We start from the raw sequence: 20492 nt of genomic DNA on the forward strand, positions 1-20492 counted from the left end.
CCGGGGCGCTAACATCGTAAGCTGCTAGCGGCGACCGCGCGCGGCGCCAACAATCTCAATTAGTCGTTCTCCAAATTGTTGCATTGTCAAATGGGATCGCACGTAGGCAGCGCCTGCGCGCCCCATGGATCGACGCAATTCGGGATTCTCCCGAAGTTTGACCATGGCCCTTGCGATAGCTTCCGGGTTCTCCGGCTCGACGAGAATGCCTGCGCCAATCGCTTCCAGATCAACGATGTCGTCGAGGCTGCCGGTGCGCGTCTTGATGATGGGTAGGCCGACGGCCATGAGTTCGAGCATATTCGTCCAGCCCACGGCAGACCGCTTTTTCTCATCACGCTGCAGCACCAGTAGCGCTGCATAACTGCCCGTGTACAAATCTCGGACGCCCCATGGAGAAATGAATTGATCAACTACTTTCACGTTCGAGAGAGAAGTCGAAAAGTGTTGACCCCTGGCGGCGATTACGACCCGATCCTCGACTATCGCGGCGGCCTTCATAAGTGTCTTGAAGTCTCGGCCGGTTACTCCCGAGGAAATAAAGTGCTCTCCAAAAGGCTCAAGCGGCTGATGAAGTTTAGAGTCGGGGTCAATACCCCACGGGGTATAGCGTACATGTACCGAGTCAAGCGTCTCGAAACGCGAATATGCATGTGGGGTCATGCACAGCAGCCCGAAGTGGCGTTTGGGAGCAAATAACGGCTCACCTGCGTAGACTAACGAAACGAATGGTGTATCTCTTGACCGTAAGAGACTTTCCAACGGTGTGCGGATCAAACGATTGTGGTTCGAATAGATCAGATCATACCCAGAAGTGTCTGGCAGACGCCAATCCTGGCCGAATCGTTCCCACCTGTTGTGGTATCGACGCGCTACCGCTACTTCGACATTGGCCCCCAATAGCTCCTTGACACCCCAAGCATGGTGTTGATTTTCACCCAGCTCCAGGACCTTCGCAATCAATTCCGCATCGGTCGCAAATGGAATCATCAGGATGCGCGAACGAACCTCTTGTGGCGTGAACGTAACGAGATGCTTCTGGTGATTAACACTATACTTCATGGCGTTCTTGGTCCTGGAAATCGGGCAGCGACGACCTCGATCGGTTGACGCAGATGCAGGCGCGAATGTCGGTCATCCTTGACCGGCCGGTGATCAGCGCGACTCGCTGCTTGAGCTGCAAAGTCCAAAAAGACCTCACTGAATGCTTTTATCCAGAAGATCTATCGTGTTTAGTAGGTCGTCGATCGGAAGATAGAAGCCTTGATCAAGCTTTTTGCCTACAACCACGCCGTATTGCATATTTAGCGCGCGTGCCCAGTCGAAATGCGAATTGAAAAATCGCTCGGGAGGTTGGATGACTAATATGCCTCCGCGATCATGTAGCGTGAATAGAGCATGGGACAATTGGCTACCCTCAACGCTGATGATTATACGCGCGCCCAATAATTCTGAGACCAATTGAGAAATGTTTAGTGTTTCTGCCCTCACGACAACAACACCCCGCCGGCTGAGAGCCTCGGTGATCTCTTCTTCGTTGAGCAATAGACGTTGCTTTCCTCCAGATCCGCGCATCAGGTAGACAATATGTCCGACCCTTTTTGGAGTTTGGCTGCTTGCGATTCGCACTCTGAGCGCCCGAAATCTTTGTGCTTTGTGAGCATTCTGGTAGATATCATCGAACAGAAAGAGCCGCTTGATATGCGCTCTTCGGAGCTCAACACTTCGTTGTTCGAACTGGTCGAGGTAGCCCTTTCGGTCCGGCCAAAGCGGAGTGGGCATACTCAATGGCGTTCCGAAGTTGCACGCTATCAAATGGGTGGCGCAATCATCGCGCAGCCAATGCCCAAAGAAATGGCAGCCGACAAACGAACTTCTGAGTGCAGCTTGATCGTATTCAACCCATGAGGCCTCGTTCGACTGGAAAACTACATCCTTATTGAAATACTTGTGCCGCCCCCGGCCGTAGAGGGTGCCATTGCTAACAATAACATCGTCTAGGACGTATTGAGTGGTCGGTCCGATAGTGCGAGGGGCCCCTTTTAGTTGCGCGACTTCCTGCACAGGGTCGAGTTCAAAGCCGCATGCGATCACACGTTCATACTGTTCTGGAAGCGCAATGCAGGGAGACCCGGAAATAATCTCTGCCGGGTTCAGCGTTTCGATCGAACTGGCCGACTTGAGAAGGTCGACGTCGACTCCAATACGGCCCGCCAGCCCGGTCCTAACTCGTTCAAAAAGAAACTTTAAGTGTCGTGCACTCATCCCTGCGCATATCCTGTTCCGGGGTCACGGACCTAATATCGAGCGGTTCGATTGATGTAGAAGAGCAGGCAACAGTTTGTCACTAGCGCTGGACAAGCTATCCTTGTTTACCTCAGTAATACTGTCTTCGGAAAGCCGACGGTTCGTCACGCACCAAAGTGGAACATATCCGCAAGCCTCCGGCTCGTTCTCGGCTCAAAAAGCGAGAAGCCATTTTGTTGATGGGCGAATGCGAGTTCTCGCGCGAGACTTGCCTGCTGGTGGAGGACTGCGCGGGCAGAGGCTGTAATGCACGGAAGGATGGCAGAATTTCGCAAGAACAGTAGTTTCAACGAGTCTGCTTGCCCTGAAGCGCTTAAGCGCCTGTGTTAGGTATTTCTAATCATTGTGGTCGGCTCAACCGCTAAGCTGAACCGTTAAAGTCGACTGTTGCCTTCCAAACCGGATTGGCGGTGTCGACCTTGTTTCCATTGGCCACGGTCGGCCAAAATCGTATTCCGGCCCATGTCCCGTACCGGCTGCTCGCGCCTCCTTCAGTATATTTCGCCGGGTGAATGCCACCCACGGCAATGAACGCGGCATAACCAGCTGCATAAACAGCGCCCACTTCCGGCGAATGGCCGCTGTTCACAAGATATTCGGTGAATTGAGCTTGTCCGCCAAACCCAGTCAGGTAAACGTCTCCGACAAAGTGCGCCCCGCTTTCATACTGACGGAGATCCAGGCCATTCGCTGTTGCCAGGGTCTTTAACGCCGGCCAATATGTTGATCGAAGGTTGGCGACATTTATGGGAGAAATAAAGCCTTCCGAGCAATTGCCCGTAAGCAGGCTCTGCGCGAGTTGTTGATTGAAGTAAGTATATTTGGTCGGATAGGTCCTGGGATCGGCAACGAACTTGGCATTGCTCTTGTCCATGATCTCGAAGATCAGCGATTTCACCGAGTAATTATTTCCGTTGCCCGTGGCAAACGCGGCATATTCGGTCGCGTCGACACCAGACAATTCGTAGCGATCAGCCGACGCGTTGGATACCGTCACGATCTTGTTGTTCAATTGAATCATTCCATTCACAAATAGTTTTAGTCGCTGCCCATTGGTGTAGCCATGCCCCTTGGAAAAGACGACCGCAGGATTTGTACTCGTTATGGAACTGATCGGCTTGCTTTGTTCGAAATATCCAAAATATCCGGTCGCATAAACGCCCTTGAAAAGATCGCTGACGCGCAGGGAAGGCGCTGTCTTGCTTAGGAGATAATTGATTCCAACCAGCTGTTGTTGCAAAGGGCCGATGGAAACCGTTTGTGTGTTGATGCAGCCGCGCCAGCGCGAGGGGTCGTTGTAAATCGAACGAACGATCTGCATGACTTGAGCGGCGCGATAACCATACCACTTGTTGAAGCGTGCGCCGTCGTTCAGCCAAATCGCATTTCCCTGCTCGAGGCAATAGCTCGCTTGCTGGAAGCCGAAGTGCCAACACTCGTTACTGAACTCGTAGGTTACCTCGACCTTGGTATTGTTCCTCATGTACGTGGTAAACGCGCTAACGAACGCATCGGTGCATTTTGCTGGAAAGCAAACGTGAACCTTGCAACCGGTGAGGTTCGCAACCTGGCAAATCAATGAAGGGTGAATACCGCCCTTGGGGCCGAAGCCCGATTTGGATGTAAGTGCCGTGCACCACCGGTAATAGTTCTCATCGGCAAGTTGAGCGAAGTCCTTCACCTCAGAGTTGTTTATGTACTGCCAGTCCATGAAACGGAGGAAGCCAAATTTCTTGATGACTGCCAGCCAATCTGGATTGAACTTTTCGCCTGCAGCGACGTTCACGGCATAACGCTGCTGATAGATCCGGATGTTTCGGGGAGGGTCGTTTCGGTTCTTCAGAGTCAGCGTTAACTGTGTATTGCCGGGGTTTTTGCCCATCGTGAACGTGATCTTGTTCGTGCCGACATTCGATTGCGTGCCACCCGATGTCAGAAGGTCGATGCGTCCCGATGCGCTACCATCCCATTCAACGACCCAAGGCTCCCCTGAATAGTCGCAGCCGGCGTTCACCTGGAAATCGTTAGGGGGAGCAAAAAAAACGCTCTTAATGGCCAACAAGTCTGCGGGGGCGGGGGAAACTATCTCCCCCGTCGCAGGTGAGAGATAAATGCCCGCGTCCCACACCGCTTTTCCTGACAGATCTCCGCCGGCGATGCGGCTAATGGTCGGCTCTTGCGCCGTCTTCCACCAATTCAAAAATGGGCTAAATCCGATGTAATAGGTTGGATTGGCCAGGCCAAGGGTAATCGATTTATCATTGGGCGGAGGAGCAGAAGTGCCAGGTGCAGCCCTGAAAACAGGTGTCGCGGCATAGGCGGCGGCTGGCAAGGGTATTGCAGCAGCCGACATCAGCTTGATGATCTGTCGCCGGGTAAGAGAAGGAATCTTCATCGTCACCGCCAGAAACGAGTTGCCTGTCCTTCATAGCCGGACGAATCGATTTTTATAGGTTGCCTGTTCAAATTGCAATGTCATACTAAGCTAAGCCACTGATAATTAGAGATAATATGAGTTATCTCTGATCTTGAAGGTTGTAAATTTAGGTTACTTATTTAACTAATATAAGTGTTACTATTCAGACTTTGGCGAGATAAGAGCGCTGGAAAAGAGAATCGGATTTCGTCGGCCATTCCTTAAGTTGGATACCTGGGATACGATCATGTAATATGCGCGTACTTATTGCCTCAAATGATTTGACTTTCAATCCATCGCTTGTGTCTGCTTATCTGGAGCGGGGACATGAGGTTACTACCGGCGTATCGAACTTCGCCCTGCGACTAGGTAGATACGACATCGTTCACCTCCATTGGCCAGAGGAGCTAGTTGGATTCGGGGCTAACTGCTCTCATGTTGGGCGAACCGCAAGCGCGTTAGACTTGTTGGAGTGGTGGTCTGAACGCTCCGTTATCGTCGCGACAGTTCACAACCTTATCCCGCATGCAACTGAGCGAACCGATGGACCGGAGGCTAGATACTTCGAAGCATTCTACAAAAAAGTAGACCTGATCTGTCACTTCTCGAACCACTCCCGACTGAGGTACTCGCAGGTCTATCCGACGCTTAACTCCTGCGTCCACGTCGTCCACGGACTAAATAACTTCTCTCACCTTAAGGTGTTCTCAAAAGGGGTCGATCTAGCGCGTGATCGCCTCAAGTTGGAAAGAGCGCGCCCCGTCCTAAGTGTCGTCGGCGCAATGCGTAAGGTCGAAGAACTGCGCCTTCTCCGTACGGCTTGGAGTCTTGCTAATCATCGTGGCGCCACTCTCATTCTTGCAACGGAGTTGCCTTGGGGCAGAATGCGACTCGGAAGGCGCCTACTGGAGAAGGCTGGCTATCATCTCTGGTTTCGACGGCTCGATAATGTGCTCGATGTTGGCGGAAATGTAGACGACGAAACCCTCGTCAGTTTAGTTGAGGCAAGCAATGCAGTTATCATTCTTCGTTCTGGCGAGCACTTAAACTCTGGACTGCTTCCGCTAGCGTTAACTTTCGGAACTCCACTAGTAGCCCCAGCTTATGGCATTAACGAAGAGACCCTACGTGGGACGAGGAATCAGCTCTATCGTCCAGGGGATGCTCGCTCTTTAGGCGCCGCAATATCGAGGTCTTTAGACACCAATCTTGAGGATGCAAGAGTGGAAAATCTTGTGCTGTCTCAGGGGTTTGGTTGGTCGAGCATTTTGGATGATATCTGGGACGAGATTGCTGTCGTGATCAAGAATAAGGCCAGTCGTTTGCGTGAGTGAATGTGAGCTTGGTTCATTCGTTTTTTTGAATGTGACTCGAGTCGGGCTTGATGCGCGAACTAAGCAGTATCGATTCTGAGCTGCTGCCGGTTTGATGGACACGGCAGGCTCAGGCGTGACCTGGAAGTTTCATGTGAACGTGCTGCGCAAATGGGTGAAGGAGTAGTTCGGCTCTGACCCGGTGTAAGCTTTTCCTGGTGAGGGGAGAGTGAAGATGCTTCGCAGTAGTCGAGAAGCTGCTCGGAAAGCAAGCTCGTCTCGCCAACGTCTTTGCCGAGCGCGTGAGCGCGATAGGCTTTAAGATATCGCCAAACCTAGCGCCGCGAAAATAGCGTCGCGCTATCTGTCTTGCGGCTACGTCGCTCTTTCTCAGGGGTAAGGCCCCATCCAGTAAACATGACATAGCAGAGCGCAATGGCCCATAAGAACATGAAAATACGAGCGAACCATTCAAACATGGCGGTAGGCTATGCTAGCTTGTGATGCTTCGGTTGCGGTAGAGTCTAGATTAGGTCTTCTTTGAATTCGAAGCAATTTTGAGGCCCTCATAAACTCCGCGATGCTCGCAACAAACGCGCCTTTTGTCTGTGGCCGGATCACTTGAACCTTGCTATTTACACCTCTCGGCGTGCAAGAGGCCCTCAGACGTGACGGTTACCCCAAATTCGTTTGCATTCTTTGCCTTGTTGGCATGGCCGCTTGTAGTCATTGCGCTCTATAGCACGCAATCGATCGGCAAGGCGACGGTCTGGGCGATCCTGGGAGGCTATCTCTTGCTGCCGGTTGGCACCGTCGTCAAGATCCCAATGATTCCGCAATTCGACAAAGAATCCATTCCAGCCCTTGCGGCGTTCGTCGCCGCTACGTTTGTCCTGCGCCGTCCCATAAAGGCCTGGAGCGGCTTTGGCTTGCCCGAAATCCTGATCACGGCGCTTCTTGTCCGTCCAGTGATAACCTCCCTCCTGAACGATGACCCCATACAAATAGGTGTGCTCTATATGCCGGGCCTTGGCGTATACGAGGCCGGATCCGCAATCATCGCCCAGTTCATCATACTGATGCCCTTCTTTCTTGGCCGACAGATTCTGCGTGATGCGGTCGATACCAAAGACATTCTTCGCGCGCTCGTTGTGGCCGGTCTCGTGTACTCATTGCCCATGCTGCTCGAAATCCGTCTGAGTCCGCAGCTTCACACTTGGATCTATGGCTATTTCCCGCACATGTTTGCCCAGCAAATGCGCGAGGGGGGATTTCGGCCCGTCGTGTTTTTGGGGCACGGCCTTCTGGTCGCATTTTTGGGGATGACGAGCTTCGTCGCCGCTGCAGCCTTGTGGCGCGTCGACGTCAGGATCGCACGCCTTAGTCCGGCAGGAGTAACAGGGTATCTTGGTGTCGTACTGGTTTTGTGCAAGACGCTCGGCGCGTTGGTCTACGGGGCGGTGCTGATGCCATTAGTTCGGTGGGGATCGCCTCGACTTCAGGTTCGCGTAGCGAGTATTCTTGTCGTCATTGCCGTGGGCTATCCCGTCCTACGCGCTGGGGACCTGGTGCCGACCGAATTTTTTCTTGAACTCGCAAGTGTGGCTGGCGATGAACGTCATGGCTCGCTTGAAACGCGGTTCTCACAAGAGCACCAATTGCTCATGCGCGCGTCTGAGCGTTTCTGGTTCGGGTGGGGCCGATTCGGGCGTAGCAGGATCTACGATGAACATGGAAGTGATAAGACCCTGTCGGACGGGTACTGGATCATTACAATGGGACAATTCGGCTTTGCGGGATTTCTTGTCGAGTTTGGCCTGTTGGCGCTCACCGTGCTTCGTGCCAATTCAATCTTTCGTTTGTCGATGTCGAAGGTAGACAGGTCGCTCTTGTCGGCTTTGGCAATGATTGTCGCCATCAGCATTTTTGATCTGCTGCCCAATGCAACTATTCGTCCGTGGACATGGCTGGTGGCAGGGGCATTGTTGGGGCGGGTTGAAAGAATGAAAATGGCTGCGGTAAACCGTTCAATTCCGAAAGTTGGGGTTTCAGTTCAGGCCTGATTACGACGCCGTCCTTGGTTGCTGCGCCGTCGTCAAAGCCGCCTAGATGTCGCACCAGCCATTCCGGGTTTTCCGAATATCCAACAAAAAAGATTCACCCAAGATCATGTCGCTGAAGCGCAGGGTACTAAGCGCCGGAATATGGAGCCTAGCGGGCTTTGGCGCCGTTCAGGTCATTCGTTTTGGTTCCAATCTTATTATGACCCGGCTCCTGGCGCCGGAGATGTTCGGATTGATGGCGATCTCGACCGTCGTGATGATCGGTCTGGCGCTGTTCTCTGATCTGGGACTGAGGACAAATATCATACGGAGCTCGCGAGGAGAAGACCCTGCATTTTTGAATACGGCATGGATCATTCAGATTTTTCGGGGGCTGCTGCTGTGGGTAGCGGCGTGCGGAGTGGCCGCATCGATTGCCATTGTGGGCCATCTCGGGACCTCGCTCGGGCAAGGTATCTACGCTGACCCTCGATTGCCCGAGATCCTTGTGGTGTTGTCGTTCACTTCAGTGATTTTGGGATTCTCTACAACCAAATACTTCGAAGCGAGCCGAAGGCTCTCGCTTGGGCGAATAACTTTGATCGAAATTGTGTCGCAGATTATGGGCATACTATTCATATTTGCGTGGCTGTCGCTGGATCGTTCAATCTGGGCCCTGGTTGCGGGCGCAATCTGCGCTTCGCTGGTGTCGACCATCTTGGGGCACCTCTATTTACCCGGGGTTAGAAACCGGTGGACGTGGGACCCGGCGGCATTCCGGGAAATATTCCATTTCGGAAAATGGTTGTTCCTGTCTTCCATCCTTGGATTCCTGGCGATGAATGGCGATCGGCTGATGCTCGGCGGTATGACCAACGCAACTTTTCTGGGCGTGTATTCCATCGCATTCGGCATTGTGGCTGCCATTGAACAGGTTCTGGTCAGGATCGTTGCGAGCGTCGCGTTCCCCGCCATTAGCGAGATCGCCCGCGAGCACCCATCAAAGGTTGGGGATACCTACTACAGAATGCATATCCTGATTGCCGCGATTGCGTATTTTTGTTCGGGCACACTCGTGGTGTCCGGACAAGCGCTGATCGGCGTTCTGTATGACGCTCGATACGCCGGGGCGGGCTGGATTCTCGAGGTTCTCGCCGCTGGTCTTGTCGTCATTCCATTGCAATTGGCCAACTACACTTTTCTGGCTCTTGGAAAGCCATGGATGAACTCCACCATTTCGGCAGTTCGTACGGCTTTATTGTTCGTTGGAATGCCTGCGGGGTTTTACATTTTTGGAGTCGAGGGAGCCATTTGGGGACTGGTGATGAGCCAGCTCTTGTCCGCGCCGTTGATCATTATGTTCGCGGTTCAGACCAGGCTGTTCGCGGCCCGGCGCGAAATTATGGTGCTGCCAATGCTCGCGGTTGGATTTGCGGCTGGAAAGCTGTTTGTGGAGTTGGTCCGGTACTGGAGACCATAGGGTAGTCAGTCGTTGGCAGATGTCACCTGTTTCGCGGGTATTCCGACTACGGTTGCCCCTTCTGGCACATCACTCAAAACAACGGCATTGGCCCCGACCTGAGCATGCGCCCCAATTCGTATGGGCCCCAACACTTTTGCGCCTGCTCCGATGTCGACATGTCCCGCTATGATGGGGCTGCCCGGCCCGCGAAGTGTTCCGATCGTCACTTGCTGAAGGATAAAGCAGTTAACGCCGATCACGGCGCCTGGATTGATAACGATTCCGTTCGGATGAAGTAGGAGCAGTCCGCCTCCTATGCGGCAATTCAGGGGAATGTCCGCTCCAGTTATCACGCTCCAGAACCGATGGCGTAGAACCAGGACCTTGCAGATCAGGCGCGCGACCGTTCCGCCTTTGTCACGCCAATGCTGATATCTGCGGATGGTCAGCAGAAGCTTGCGGGGCGGATCCCAAAACCCCTTTGGTTGCTCCCGACTCCAATCAGCGATCTCTGCGCTTACCGGATGATTGCCGCTTTGAAGGGGTTCGATGTCCATTGGAGAATCTCCGAGCCTCGTCGGCCGGGGTTTCCATCAAATCTGTGATTTTGATGTCTCTACCGACCCCGAAGCCAGCGCCGGATTGGGTACGTTCTTTAGCCTGAATCCAGTCAGGAACACGCTGTGTCTGATCGAATCCAGCAGAAAATAAGGCGCGGTAGCGTCCGGCTTTTTGGTGAGCGCCACGCGCAGTTTCCAAAGTGTCAGCCCCAGGATGGCGCCTGCATCCGCGAGGGCTGCGTAGAGCGCGCCATGATTTTTCAGGAAGTATCGCCGCCGCGCCTGAAATGAATAGGACGGTTGGCGCTTCGGCGTTTTGACGGTGATGCCCGTCGATTGCCCGACCAGATGAACGACGCGGCTCTCGGGAACGTACCAGACCGGCCATCCGGCCTTGCGCGCGTTGAAGCAGAGATCGACGTCCTCGAAATAAGTGTAGTATCCCTCGTCCAGCACGCCGATATCCCGAAAAACCTCCCGCCGAACGATCATGCTCGCGCCGGCGGCCCAGTCGGTTTCCGTCGCATGATCCACAACGGGAGGCGCCACCACCCATCGCTGCAGAAGGCGGCTGACGATCCCGAGTTTGAGATTGCCCTCGAATTCGCTGGCCGGGGAGGGGAACCTGAAGGCCGAGCGTTGCGGTGTGCCGTCCGGATCCTCGAGGCGGCTTGCGGCGATGCCGACGTTCGGATGCGCGTCCATGAAATCGACCAGCGTCTTTAGGGAATTCGGTCGCACGATCGTGTCGGCATTCAACAGAAGCACGTATTGCGGCGGGTCTTCGGATTGAAGGGCCGGCCGGATGATGACGTTGTTGCCTCCCGTGAACCCGAGATTCGGGGAGACGGCCATGAGCGAGCACCAGGACTGCCAGCCATTGTCCTCGATCGCTTTCCCGATACGCTCCGCCGAGTCGTCGCCGGTGCCATTCTCGCATACGGCCACGTGTGTTTGGGGCAGGCGCTTGATCTCATCGGACAATGACCCGAGGCAATCGATCGTAAGGTGAGCCACCCTGTAGTTGGCAATTACGATTAATACTTTCAAATTTGTCTCGCTCAATCGGACTGGTCGTGGAACGTATAGCGATTTTGAAGGAAATATTTTACAACATAATCAGCCATGACCGACGAATTTTCCGCAATGATTAATCTTGGCCGGATTAACCTCGCGCATCAACTATATTGCCGGTTTGAGCCGGTTTGCAGCCGGGGGCAATTGCCATGTGGCGAATTTCCTCGCAATACTGCGCCGAATGGAGCCCGACTTGGCGCTCCCGGCTTTCTGAAAATCAGGTGGTTCCTCAAGCCTTTGCCGTAGTAGAACTGTACGGGCAATCCAAACGATCGCGATGCACCCATGACAATTATTAAATGCCGTTTCTGCAGTACGCCAACCACGCGGAAGTTTGCTGATCTGGGGGTTTCTCCCGTTTCCAACGCGTTCCTCAAGGCAGACCACCTGAACAGGATGGAGCCGTTTTATCCCCTGTGTGCATACGTCTGCGAGACGTGCCTGCTCGTGCAACTGGAAGATTTCGAATCTCCTGAAAATATCTTCAACGAGGAATATGCCTATTTCTCGTCCTATTCGGACAGCTGGCTGGAACACGCCCGGCTCTTCTCCGAAAAGGCCGTTTCGCGGCTCGGACTTAACGAGAACAGCTTCGTGGTCGAGATTGCGAGCAACGATGGGTACCTGCTGCAGAACTTCGTGAAGAAGGGCATCCCGGCGCTCGGCATCGAGCCGTCGAGAAATGTCGCTGATGTGGCGAAAACCAAGGGTGTGGAAAGCTGGAATACGTTTTTCGGCGCAGAGGCGGCCCGGGAACTCGTCCAGCAGCGAAAGAAACCGGACCTCGTGATTGGCAACAATGTGTTCGCGCACGTGCCGGCGCTCAACGACTTCGTGCAAGGCCTCAAATTGGTGCTCGCGGACGAGGGAGTTATTACCCTGGAATTCCCTCATTTGCTTTGCCTGATGCGCGAATGCCAGTTCGATACTATCTACCACGAGCACTTTTCCTATTTTTCGTTCCTTGCAGTGACAGAAATCCTGTCCAGCCACGGACTTCGCGTGTTCGATGTTGAGAGGTTGTCGACCCACGGCGGCTCCCTCCGGATCTACGCCGCGCATGACACCAGCACCCGGTGGCGGCGGGAGGATTCCGTCGACGCGTTGCTGACGGAGGAACGCAAAGCAGGCCTGAACGATGTAGCCAGCTATTCGGCCTTCTTCGAACAAGTGACCAGGGTCAAGCGCGATCTGTTGGAGTTCCTCATCAGCGCCAAGCGGGCTGGCAAGTCCGTCGTGGGCTATGGCGCTCCGGCGAAAGGAAACACGCTTCTCAATTTTTGCGGAATTGGCAGGGACTTCATTGATTACACCGTGGACCGAAGTCTCCATAAACAGGGCATGTTCCTTCCCGGAACCCGTCTTCCGATCGAACGGCCGGAACGGATATTTGAAACCAGGCCCGACTACGTGTTGATTCTTCCCTGGAATCTCCAATCGGAAATTGCCGCTCAAATGTCGGGAATTTCAGAATGGGGAGGCAGGTTCGTCGTCCCCATTCCCGAACTGAAGGTCCTCGATTGAAATTCATCGAAACAGGCTTTCCGGGATTGTTCGTCGTGGACATCAATCCGGTTACGGACGTGCGTGGATTTTTTGCGCGCAGCTTTTGCGTGCGGGAGTTCGAGAAGTACGGCCTGGATCCGGCGGTTGCTCAATGCAACATATCGTTCAACGAGAATGCAGGGACCCTGCGAGGTCTCCACTATCAGGCCGCGCCGTTCGAGGAAGCGAAGCTGGTGCGCTGCACCGTCGGCGCCATCCACGATGTCGTGGTCGACCTGCGCCGTGAATCTCCCAGATTTCTGCAGTCGTACGCCGTTGAGCTGACTGCCGAAAACCGCCGGATGATCTTCGTCCCCAAGGGCTTCGCCCACGGATTTCAGACGCTGTCGGATCGATCGGAGGTGTTCTACATGATGTCGGAGTTTTATCACCCTGAAAGTGCGCGGGGCCTGCGCTGGAACGATCCGGCGCTCGCAATCCGATGGCCGCTCGAAAATCCCATCATGTCGGAGAAAGACCAGGCGTATCCATTGCTGACGGATCTCGAAAAATGAGAGTGTTGGTGATCGGTGCCGCCGGGCAATTGGGATCAGACCTTGTCAGAAACAACCCGGGTTACGAGCTGATCGCGGCTTCCAGACAAGAACTTGATCTGACGGACGTTGAAGGTATCTCTGCGAGGATAAAAGCAACGGGGGTCGATTGGGTGATCAATACGGCGGCGTTTCACAACGTCGTCAAATGCGAAGAGGAGCCAGGCCGGGCGTTTGAACTGAATTGTGTCGCAGTCCGAAATCTCGCTCGGATCTGTCAGGAACAGAACGTTCAGCTTATGACCTTTAGCACGGACTACGTGTTTGGCGGCGACCAATTGCGCCCTTATTCCGAAGAGGATCGTCCTGCGCCGCTTCAGATCTATGGCATCAGCAAGCTTGCGGGAGAAATGGCGGCTCGCGCTGCGGCCCCCGAGAATGTCACGATTGTGCGCACTTGCGGCCTGTTCGGGAACGCCGGAGCTGCTTCAAAGGGAGGCAATTTCGTCGACAATCGAGTCGCCGACGGCCATCGCGGAGGACGCCTGGAAATTTCCAGCGACCAAATTGTTTGTCCCACATCTACGCAAGATTTGAGCGTGGCCGTTCATGCCCTGATCGGAAACCCTGCGGCGATGCCGGGAATTTACCATCTTATTAATGAAGGTGAGTGCTCCTGGTATGAATTTACGGCGGCTATTTTTGAGCATCTTCGCATTGACGTCGATCTCCGACCCGTCGATCGCGGTGGCCGATCAGGTGTGGTCCGTCGACCGAGGTATTCGGTTCTTGCGAACACGAATGCCAAGTCGCTTGGAATTCAATTGCCGAACTGGAAAGACGCACTGAAGCGATACCTGAAAGAGAAATTTCCCCGCCCGGAAGTTGCTGGTCGCGATTGAACCGCGCAAATACGCCCTGCGCCAGGACATGGTCGGCGTGTCGACATCAGGGCCCGGCGTCTAACTATTTATATTCGATAAGCGTCTTTTTGGATCGGAAGAATCTGTCGCGGGCGAATTTTAGCTGTCCAACGCACTCTGGGTAGCGGCTGAGCAATTCGAACAGCGCAAATTGGAGCTGAGTGGTGCTCGTCCCCGGCATGCGGCAAGCCCTGCGGATCAACTGCAATGGATAGATTGCGAGTGCGGCAAGGCCCGGCAATCCGAATATCAGCACGGCAAGTGCGGACAGCATCGGTAACAATAGGCCCCACAACAATGCCCTGCGACTTTCCCAGACCCACATCCGCTCGGGCCCCGAGCCATGCAGATAAGCCCCGTTGGCGAACGCATATCCGCTGCGGACGTGTCTTAGCCACCACTGCTTGAATCTTGTTATTGCGGCGTCGTGCAGGGTCATTTCGTGGTCCAAGCGCCAAATTGACCATCCGGCAGCGCGCAAGCGCACACAAAGTTCTGGTTCTTCTCCAGCTACCAGATCTTCGCGATACCCGCCGGCTCCCTCCAGCACGTTGGCCCGCATCATGACATCGCCTCCGAACGCTCGCGCTTCGCCCGTCGGAACATCCCATTCGTGGTCGCAAAGTCGATTATAGATCGAGCGTTCGGGATGACGTTCCCGCCTTCGCCCAAAAACGGCACAAACATCAGCGTGCGCGCTCAGGAATAGAGCTGCATTTCGAGGCCATTCTTCATTCAAAGCGCAGTCGCCATCGACAAACTGCACGTACGCCACGTCCGGCGCCAATTCCCTGAGGCGTTTGAAGCCAGCGTTGCGTGCCCGGGCGGCGGTGAAGCCTGTCTTCATATCGAGTTCCACGACGTCGACGCCGCGGCCTCTGGCCCAAGCGACCGAGCCGTCGATCGAGCCGGAATCGACGTAAACGATTAAATCAGAGCTTTGCGCGGACATCAGGCATTGCTTGAGGCGCTCGCCTTCATTGCGGCCGATCACGACGACGCCGTAGCGGTATGGCCATTCAGCGGGCGTCACGAGTTGGAGGCTGCCGTCGAGTGCTCGCGGCGCGGCTTGACGACAGCGGGCACGCCGATAGCTATGCTGTTTTCAGGGACGTCCTCGATCACGACGGCGTTGGCTCCGATAATTGAATTGTCGCCGATCTTGATCGGACCCAGCAATTTGGCTCCTGCACCAATGTCGACGTTGTTGCCGATAATGGGAGCAACTGGCTCCTCGACACGTCGCAGCCCGACCACCACGCCGTTCCGGATGCGGCAATTGTCTCCGAAGCGCGCGTAGCCACTGACAATGATGCCGCCAAAATGATCGATGACGAAATTACGACCTACGGTCGCCTCGCAGGGCAGCTCTATTCCAGTAATGATTTGAACAATCTTGTAGAGCACCTTGTAGATGAACGAACACAGCTTGCGCAGCAATGCCGGGCGCACGCCGTATCGCCAGCGACCAAATCGATAGATCACCATGGCCCAAAATCCCTGGGCCCCCGCGTCGCGGCCGTGGGCGTTAAAATCGGCTCGAATATTGTCAAACATTGCAATGCAGTCCCGGCGATCGGCTTGCGAGTTCAAATGACCAACTGTGCTGTACCACCATGGTGGATTGAACAGGAACGGTTTTTGGTCGCATGGAGCGCTCTGATGGCTGGCATCCGGCGCGAGATTGGGAGGTTAGTTAAGATTAGTGATGAACGCGGACCGGCGGCTGTTGTGTTAAACGGCTTGATGAAGCTTAGCTTTGATAGAAGGGAAATCCGCACCCATCTTGCCCAGTATGCGATCCGCAGTCGTGGTCATCGGACTATGTGCGTCGTCCATTGCCCATGATCGGAATCTGTTTATGGGATCGGATTCTTGCCCATTCCGCCGGGATAGCCCGTCGCCACCCCGTGTGGCTCGACGTCGGCAATTACGACGGGCGTTGGCCCCGATCCGCGCATGCGCGCCGACCTTGACCGGCCCGAGGATCTTGGCGCCGGCCCCGATGTCGACATGGCCGGCAATTTCGGGAACCCCGCCGCGGCCGCGGCTGCCGAGTGTGACCTGATGGAAAATCAGGCAGTTCACCCCGATTTTGGCGTCCGGATGAATGACGATGCCGTTCGGGTGGGGGATCAGCAGCCCGCCGCCGATCCGGCAGGTGAGCGGTATCTCGGCCCCCGTCACCACGCTCCAGAAGCGGTGACGCAGCACGATGAACTTGCAGCTCAGCGCGCCGAAAAAGCCGCCGCGTGCTCGCCAGAACTGGTAGCGCCGGACCGTCAGCAGCAGCTTGCGGCCGGGGTCCCAGAACTGCCGGGGGCGCTCCCGCGTCCAGTCGGGAACATCGGCGCTGATCTGTTCAGTAGCTTGATCCACCTGTGTGCACCTGTCCTTAAATTAAACCAAATAGCGGACGGCTGGCTGCGTTGGAAGCGCCCGGTTCTCAGTGCGCCAAACATTCGGCTCTAGCCCGGCCCCGCAATTTCCCGGGGGCGGCGTACAGCCCGTCGTCTGAATTGGCATTCACTCAGGATTACGATATTAATCACGTATATTAAATCGATTTCACTAAGCATGGTTTTCGTAGTAGATCGCTTACTATTCGTTAAGCATTATGATGGCCCCGCCGGGGTGCGCCGAGCGAAATTTATGGTCGTGGAGCATTTATGTTGAAGACGTTGCGCCCGCCGGCGGTTGCGGCCGATTTTTCCGAGCAACCTGCAGACCCGCAATCGGCATGCGCCTCTCCGGACGATCTTACACGCAACGTATTTGGTCTCCTGGGCATTCCGGTGGATGCGCTCGATTTTCCCTCGCTGCTGCGGTCGATGGATCTCGCCACGAATGCCGGCTCGCCATTTCTGATCTCGACGCCCAACGTCAATTTCCTCGTCAAGAGCCAGATCAACGGCACGTTCCGGGAATCCATGCTGCTGAGCGATCTGTGTCTTGCCGACGGCATGCCACTGATCTGGATCGCCAAACTGCTGGGTATTCCGATCCATGAGAGAATTGCCGGAAGCGACCTGTTCGGCCGGCTTAAATCGGTCAACGCGACGGGCAGGCGTCTGCGGGTTTTCCTGCTGGGCGGCGCTGAAGGGCTCGCGGCTGCGGTCGGCGCCAGGCTGAACGCCGAGAGCGGCGGCCTCGAATGCGTCGGCGTGCTCAACCCCGGTTTTGGCACGATCGAGGAGATGAGTTCGCCGGAAATAATCGACGAAATAAACGCGAGCAACGCGGATTTAATTGCGGTATTCTTCGGCGCGGAAAAGGCCCAGGCCTGGTTACTGCACAACCACTGGCGGCTGCGCCCGCCCGTTCGCGCCCAGTTCGGGGCTACCATCAATTTCGAGGCCGGGACCGTCCGGCGGGCACCGCCGATGCTCCGCAGCACCGGGTTCGAGTGGCTGTGGCGCATCAAGGAAGAGCCGTATCTTTGGCGGCGTTACTGGAGCGACGGAAGGGCCCTGCTTGCAATGCTGGTCACCTCTGTGCTGCCCCTGATGCTGAGCGAGTGGCGCGTGCGAAATTTGAAGAAGCTGTCGGTCGCGAGACACGAAGATCACGGTTCCGTAACCATTGCCCTGTCCGGGGCCGCGGTTGCCGCGCATGCTGACGCGGCAATCAAGCAACTCCGCGATGCGCTCGACAGCGGCAAGCGAATGGTCCTCGACGTTTCGAATACCCAGTACATCGACGCAAGATTCTTCGGGGTGTTCCTGATGGTTCGAAAGCAATTGGCCAGCCGTGGACAGAAACTCTTGTTTACCGGCGTGTCCGCCGGCCTGCGACGAATATTTCGCCTGAACAGATTCGAATTCCTCCTGTCACAGGAAGTGTGATAGCGGGGAAAACAGACGATTATCCGGCCGCGTTAGGCCGCATGACAGCAATCCAGGACCAAAGATGAAGCAGCCAGTCGGTCAGACTTTTCACGTTCGCGGCGCTCTTGCGCTCCTGCTCGTGACGTTCCTAGCGGGCTGCGGATCGCCCGAAGAACGCGCGCAAAGTTACTATGAGAGCGGAATGGCTCTTATCGAGAAGAAGGACGACCTTGAGGCGCGAAAGGAACTTCTGAAAGCCGTCAAGTACAAGAGCGACAAGGTCGAAGTCTGGCGGGCGCTCGCAGGTATCGACGAGCGGACAAAGGCGAGTTCGCTCTTCCTGGATCTGCGCCGCATCGTCGAACTGGATCCGAACGATCTGAACGCGCGATTGAAGCTCGCAAGAATTATGGTGGGGGGCGGAGCAGCCGAAGCCGCGCTTCGGGTCGTCGATGCCGCCAACGAAGGCGACAAGCCAAGCGCGGAACTCCATGCCCTGCGCTCGATCATTCTGCTTCGCACGAACGACAATGCCGGCGCGATCCGCGAGGCGCAGCGCGCATATGAGATCGATCCGGCCAACGTCGATGCGATCTCGGTGCTGGCGTCTAAAAAGGTCGCTGATGGCGATCTGGATGGCGCATTGAAGCTTCTGGATTCGGTCCCCGCGGGCTCCAAGGACGACACGCGCCTCACGCTGCAGAAAATCGACATGTATGCACGCAAGAAGGATTTACCAAAGGCGGAAGAGTTGTTGCGCAAGCTGATCGCGCAGAATCCTCAAGAGGCCACCTACCGAACCCAGCTTCTGCAATTTCTCATCGCACAGCGAAAGTTCGCCGAGGCAGAGAAAGAATTCCGAGCGAGGGCCGAAGCCAGCCCGGCCGACAGCAAGATCGGAATGGACTTTGTTCGCTTCTTGGCTGCCACGAAAGGGGCGGATGCCGCCCGAGCGGAGCTGGAAGCGCGGGTCAAGGCAGGTGGCGATGATTTTGATTACCAGATCGCATTGGCCGAGCTAAATCATCAGCAGAACCGAACGGCCGACGCCGTGCAAGCGTTGCAGAAGCTGGCAAATACGGTCGCCGCCCCCGACAAAAAACTCGCTGCTCAGGTAAAGCTCGCGGAAATCCATCTTTCCAAGGGAGAGAAGGCCGCAGCCGAGCCTTTGATCGCCGAAATCCTCGCAAAGGATCGCCGCAATGGTGGCGCGCTGCGCCTGCGGGCAGCGATGAGCATCGACAAGGGCCAGTTCGACAGCGCCATTTCCGATTTGCGTGAAGCGCTCAACGATCAGCCAAAATCGGTTGAACTGTTATCGCTGATGGCAGTGGCGTATGAACGGAGCGGGAAGGGCGAGTTAGCCGATCGTCAGTATGTCGACGCGCTGAAATCGTCCAACTCCAACACTGATGTCGTCCTCCGTTACGTCGCATTCCTGCAGCGCAAGGGCGATGCGGCTCGCGCCGAAGAGATCTTGATGGAAGCCGCCAATCGCAATTCCGGCAATCTCCAGATATGGTCGTCGCTCGGGCAGGTCAGATTGAGCCGCCAGAACTGGTCGGGAGCCTTGGCGATCGCGGACGCCATGTCACGCGTTGAGGGAGCCCGGGTCGTTGCCGAACAGATCCGCGCCGCAGCGCTCGCCGGCCAAAACAAGATCGAGGAAAGTATCGCAGCGTTGGAAGCTGCGCACAAAGCGGCGCCAGACGCGCCGCAGCCGGCGCTGGCACTTGCCTCAGCCTATGTGAAGCAGGGCAAACCGGACAAAGCCGCGGCGCTGCTGCAGGGACTGAGCAACAAGTTCCCGACCAATGCTCAGCTTCTGGTGTTTCTGGGCCAGGCGAAGCTGGCGGAAAAAAAGAACGATGAGGCGCTGCAGAACTTCAAGAAGGCAGTCGAGCAACAGCCGAAAGAGCCGGCGGGATACACGGCGTTGAGCGAGTTCTATGTTCAAAGCAAGGACTACGATGCGGCCGAGAAGGTGCTCAAGGCTGGACTTGCGGAGCTACCTGGCAATTTAGCTTTCCGTCTCGCCCTGGCGGGATTCCATATCCAACGAGGGAGTAACGACGCAGCAATATCTCAGTACGAAGCGATCTTGCAGGACCAGCCAAATTCTATGGTTGCGATCAACAATCTCGTCAGCCTGCTACTGGACAATCGGACCGACAAGCCAAGCCTGGAACGTGCATTTGAGTTGTCGGAAAAGCTTAGGAGTTCCGACGTGCCACAGTTTCAGGATACGTTGGGGTGGGCTCAGTACAAGCGCGGCGATTTCAAGGGTGCGATCGCCACGCTCGAGGCGGCTATGACGCGAATGAACAACCTTGCGGCGCTCCAGTATCACCTCGGCATGAGCTACGCGGCTGCAGGGCAGACGGACAAGGCGGCCGAACGATTCAAGGCCGCATTTTCGCTGGAGCCGGACGGGACGCCGCTCAAGGAAAATATCCGTTCTGCGATGAAGTGAACGTGGGCTAGAGCCTTTCGGTTCTGATTGAACCTGGCTCTAGATTTTTGTTT

The 20492-nt window shown here is 55.5% G+C and carries 16 protein-coding genes; 8 read left to right on the forward strand and 8 right to left on the reverse strand.

Annotated features, from left to right (window positions below; all coding sequences use genetic code 11):
* Positions 1-24 precede the first annotated feature (24 nt).
* The 3 genes from V1277_RS23310 to V1277_RS23320 form a co-directional block, all read right to left on the reverse strand.
* The gene (locus V1277_RS23310; RefSeq protein ID WP_334418289.1) at positions 25-1062 is read right to left on the reverse strand and encodes a glycosyltransferase; all 1038 of its coding nucleotides are present in this window, start codon (positions 1060-1062) and stop codon (positions 25-27) included.
* Positions 1063-1197: 135 nt separating this feature from the next.
* A complete protein-coding gene (locus V1277_RS23315; RefSeq protein WP_334418290.1) occupies positions 1198-2265 on the reverse strand; it encodes a glycosyltransferase family 61 protein in 1068 nt (355 codons plus the stop codon).
* Between the two features lie 403 nt (positions 2266-2668).
* The gene (locus tag V1277_RS23320) at positions 2669-4702 is read right to left on the reverse strand and encodes a hypothetical protein (protein ID WP_334418291.1); all 2034 of its coding nucleotides are present in this window, start codon (positions 4700-4702) and stop codon (positions 2669-2671) included.
* A gap of 803 nt (positions 4703-5505) precedes the next feature.
* On the opposite strand from V1277_RS23320, the gene V1277_RS23325 reads away from it, so the two are divergent.
* From V1277_RS23325 to V1277_RS23335, 3 genes are all read left to right on the forward strand, one after another.
* The gene (locus V1277_RS23325; protein ID WP_334418292.1) at positions 5506-6057 is read left to right on the forward strand and encodes a hypothetical protein; all 552 of its coding nucleotides are present in this window, start codon (positions 5506-5508) and stop codon (positions 6055-6057) included.
* Positions 6058-6704: 647 nt separating this feature from the next.
* Entirely contained in the window at positions 6705-8099 is a 1395-nt protein-coding gene (locus V1277_RS23330) for a hypothetical protein (protein ID WP_334418293.1), read from the forward strand.
* A gap of 46 nt (positions 8100-8145) precedes the next feature.
* On the forward strand, positions 8146-9558 hold the full coding sequence (locus V1277_RS23335) for an oligosaccharide flippase family protein (RefSeq protein WP_334418295.1): 1413 nt from the start codon (positions 8146-8148) through the stop codon (positions 9556-9558).
* 5 nt (positions 9559-9563) lie between these two features.
* On the opposite strand, the gene V1277_RS23340 is transcribed toward V1277_RS23335, so the two are convergent.
* Entirely contained in the window at positions 9564-10097 is a 534-nt protein-coding gene (locus V1277_RS23340; protein WP_334418296.1) for a serine O-acetyltransferase, read from the reverse strand.
* Positions 10098-10133: 36 nt separating this feature from the next.
* Positions 10134-11165 (reverse strand): glycosyltransferase family 2 protein, encoded by a 1032-nt coding sequence (locus V1277_RS23345; RefSeq protein ID WP_334418297.1) that lies wholly within the window; start codon positions 11163-11165, stop codon positions 10134-10136.
* A gap of 297 nt (positions 11166-11462) precedes the next feature.
* On the opposite strand from V1277_RS23345, the gene V1277_RS23350 reads away from it, so the two are divergent.
* The 3 genes from V1277_RS23350 to rfbD are packed head-to-tail and all read left to right on the forward strand — an operon-like array spanning position 11463 to position 14118.
* Entirely contained in the window at positions 11463-12701 is a 1239-nt protein-coding gene (locus V1277_RS23350; RefSeq protein WP_334418298.1) for a class I SAM-dependent methyltransferase, read from the forward strand.
* Complete coding sequence (gene rfbC, locus V1277_RS23355) at positions 12698-13237, forward strand: dTDP-4-dehydrorhamnose 3,5-epimerase (RefSeq protein ID WP_334418299.1); 540 nt, start codon at positions 12698-12700, stop codon at positions 13235-13237. The genes V1277_RS23350 and rfbC overlap by 4 nt, the downstream gene beginning before the upstream one ends.
* 8 nt (positions 13238-13245) lie before the next feature.
* Complete coding sequence (rfbD, locus tag V1277_RS23360; protein ID WP_334418300.1) at positions 13246-14118, forward strand: dTDP-4-dehydrorhamnose reductase; 873 nt, start codon at positions 13246-13248, stop codon at positions 14116-14118.
* 64 nt (positions 14119-14182) lie between these two features.
* Here rfbD and V1277_RS23365 read toward each other — a convergent pair whose 3' ends face one another.
* From V1277_RS23365 to V1277_RS23375, 3 genes are all read right to left on the reverse strand, one after another.
* Entirely contained in the window at positions 14183-15172 is a 990-nt protein-coding gene (locus V1277_RS23365) for a glycosyltransferase family 2 protein (protein WP_334418301.1), read from the reverse strand.
* Positions 15169-15696, reverse strand: a complete 528-nt coding sequence (locus V1277_RS23370; RefSeq protein ID WP_334418302.1) for a serine O-acetyltransferase — start codon at positions 15694-15696, stop codon at positions 15169-15171. Before V1277_RS23370 ends, V1277_RS23365 begins: the two co-directional genes overlap by 4 nt.
* A 177-nt stretch (positions 15697-15873) precedes the next feature.
* Positions 15874-16518, reverse strand: coding sequence for a serine acetyltransferase (locus tag V1277_RS23375; protein WP_334418303.1), 645 nt, complete (start codon positions 16516-16518; stop codon positions 15874-15876).
* Positions 16519-17069: 551 nt separating this feature from the next.
* Here V1277_RS23375 and V1277_RS23380 point away from each other — a divergent pair.
* Both V1277_RS23380 and V1277_RS23385 read left to right on the forward strand, forming a co-directional pair.
* Complete coding sequence (locus V1277_RS23380) at positions 17070-17984, forward strand: WecB/TagA/CpsF family glycosyltransferase (RefSeq protein WP_334418304.1); 915 nt, start codon at positions 17070-17072, stop codon at positions 17982-17984.
* Positions 17985-18048: 64 nt separating this feature from the next.
* The gene (locus V1277_RS23385) at positions 18049-20439 is read left to right on the forward strand and encodes a tetratricopeptide repeat protein (RefSeq protein ID WP_334418305.1); all 2391 of its coding nucleotides are present in this window, start codon (positions 18049-18051) and stop codon (positions 20437-20439) included.
* Positions 20440-20492 lie beyond the last annotated feature (53 nt).

The organism is Bradyrhizobium sp. AZCC 1588 (assembly GCF_036924735.1).
GTDB lineage: Bacteria > Pseudomonadota > Alphaproteobacteria > Rhizobiales > Xanthobacteraceae > Bradyrhizobium.

Excerpts from the sequence above, each read along its gene's own strand:
- V1277_RS23385 (WP_334418305.1), top strand. The coding sequence starts at position 18,049 with ATGAAGCAGCCAGTCGGTCAGACTTTTCACGTTCGCGGCGCTCTTGCG.
- V1277_RS23380 (WP_334418304.1), top strand. The coding sequence starts at position 17,070 with ATGCTGCTGAGCGATCTGTGTCTTGCCGACGGCATGCCACTGATCTGG.
- V1277_RS23335 (WP_334418295.1), top strand. The coding sequence starts at position 8,146 with ATGTCGCACCAGCCATTCCGGGTTTTCCGAATATCCAACAAAAAAGAT.
- V1277_RS23315 (WP_334418290.1), bottom strand. The coding sequence starts at position 2,265 with ATGAGTGCACGACACTTAAAGTTTCTTTTTGAACGAGTTAGGACCGGG.
- V1277_RS23320 (WP_334418291.1), bottom strand. The coding sequence starts at position 4,702 with ATGAAGATTCCTTCTCTTACCCGGCGACAGATCATCAAGCTGATGTCG.
- V1277_RS23325 (WP_334418292.1), top strand. The coding sequence starts at position 5,506 with ATGCGTAAGGTCGAAGAACTGCGCCTTCTCCGTACGGCTTGGAGTCTT.
- V1277_RS23350 (WP_334418298.1), top strand. The coding sequence starts at position 11,463 with ATGACAATTATTAAATGCCGTTTCTGCAGTACGCCAACCACGCGGAAG.
- V1277_RS23370 (WP_334418302.1), bottom strand. The coding sequence starts at position 15,696 with ATGTTTGACAATATTCGAGCCGATTTTAACGCCCACGGCCGCGACGCG.
- V1277_RS23310 (WP_334418289.1), bottom strand. The coding sequence starts at position 1,062 with ATGAAGTATAGTGTTAATCACCAGAAGCATCTCGTTACGTTCACGCCA.
- V1277_RS23340 (WP_334418296.1), bottom strand. The coding sequence starts at position 10,097 with ATGGACATCGAACCCCTTCAAAGCGGCAATCATCCGGTAAGCGCAGAG.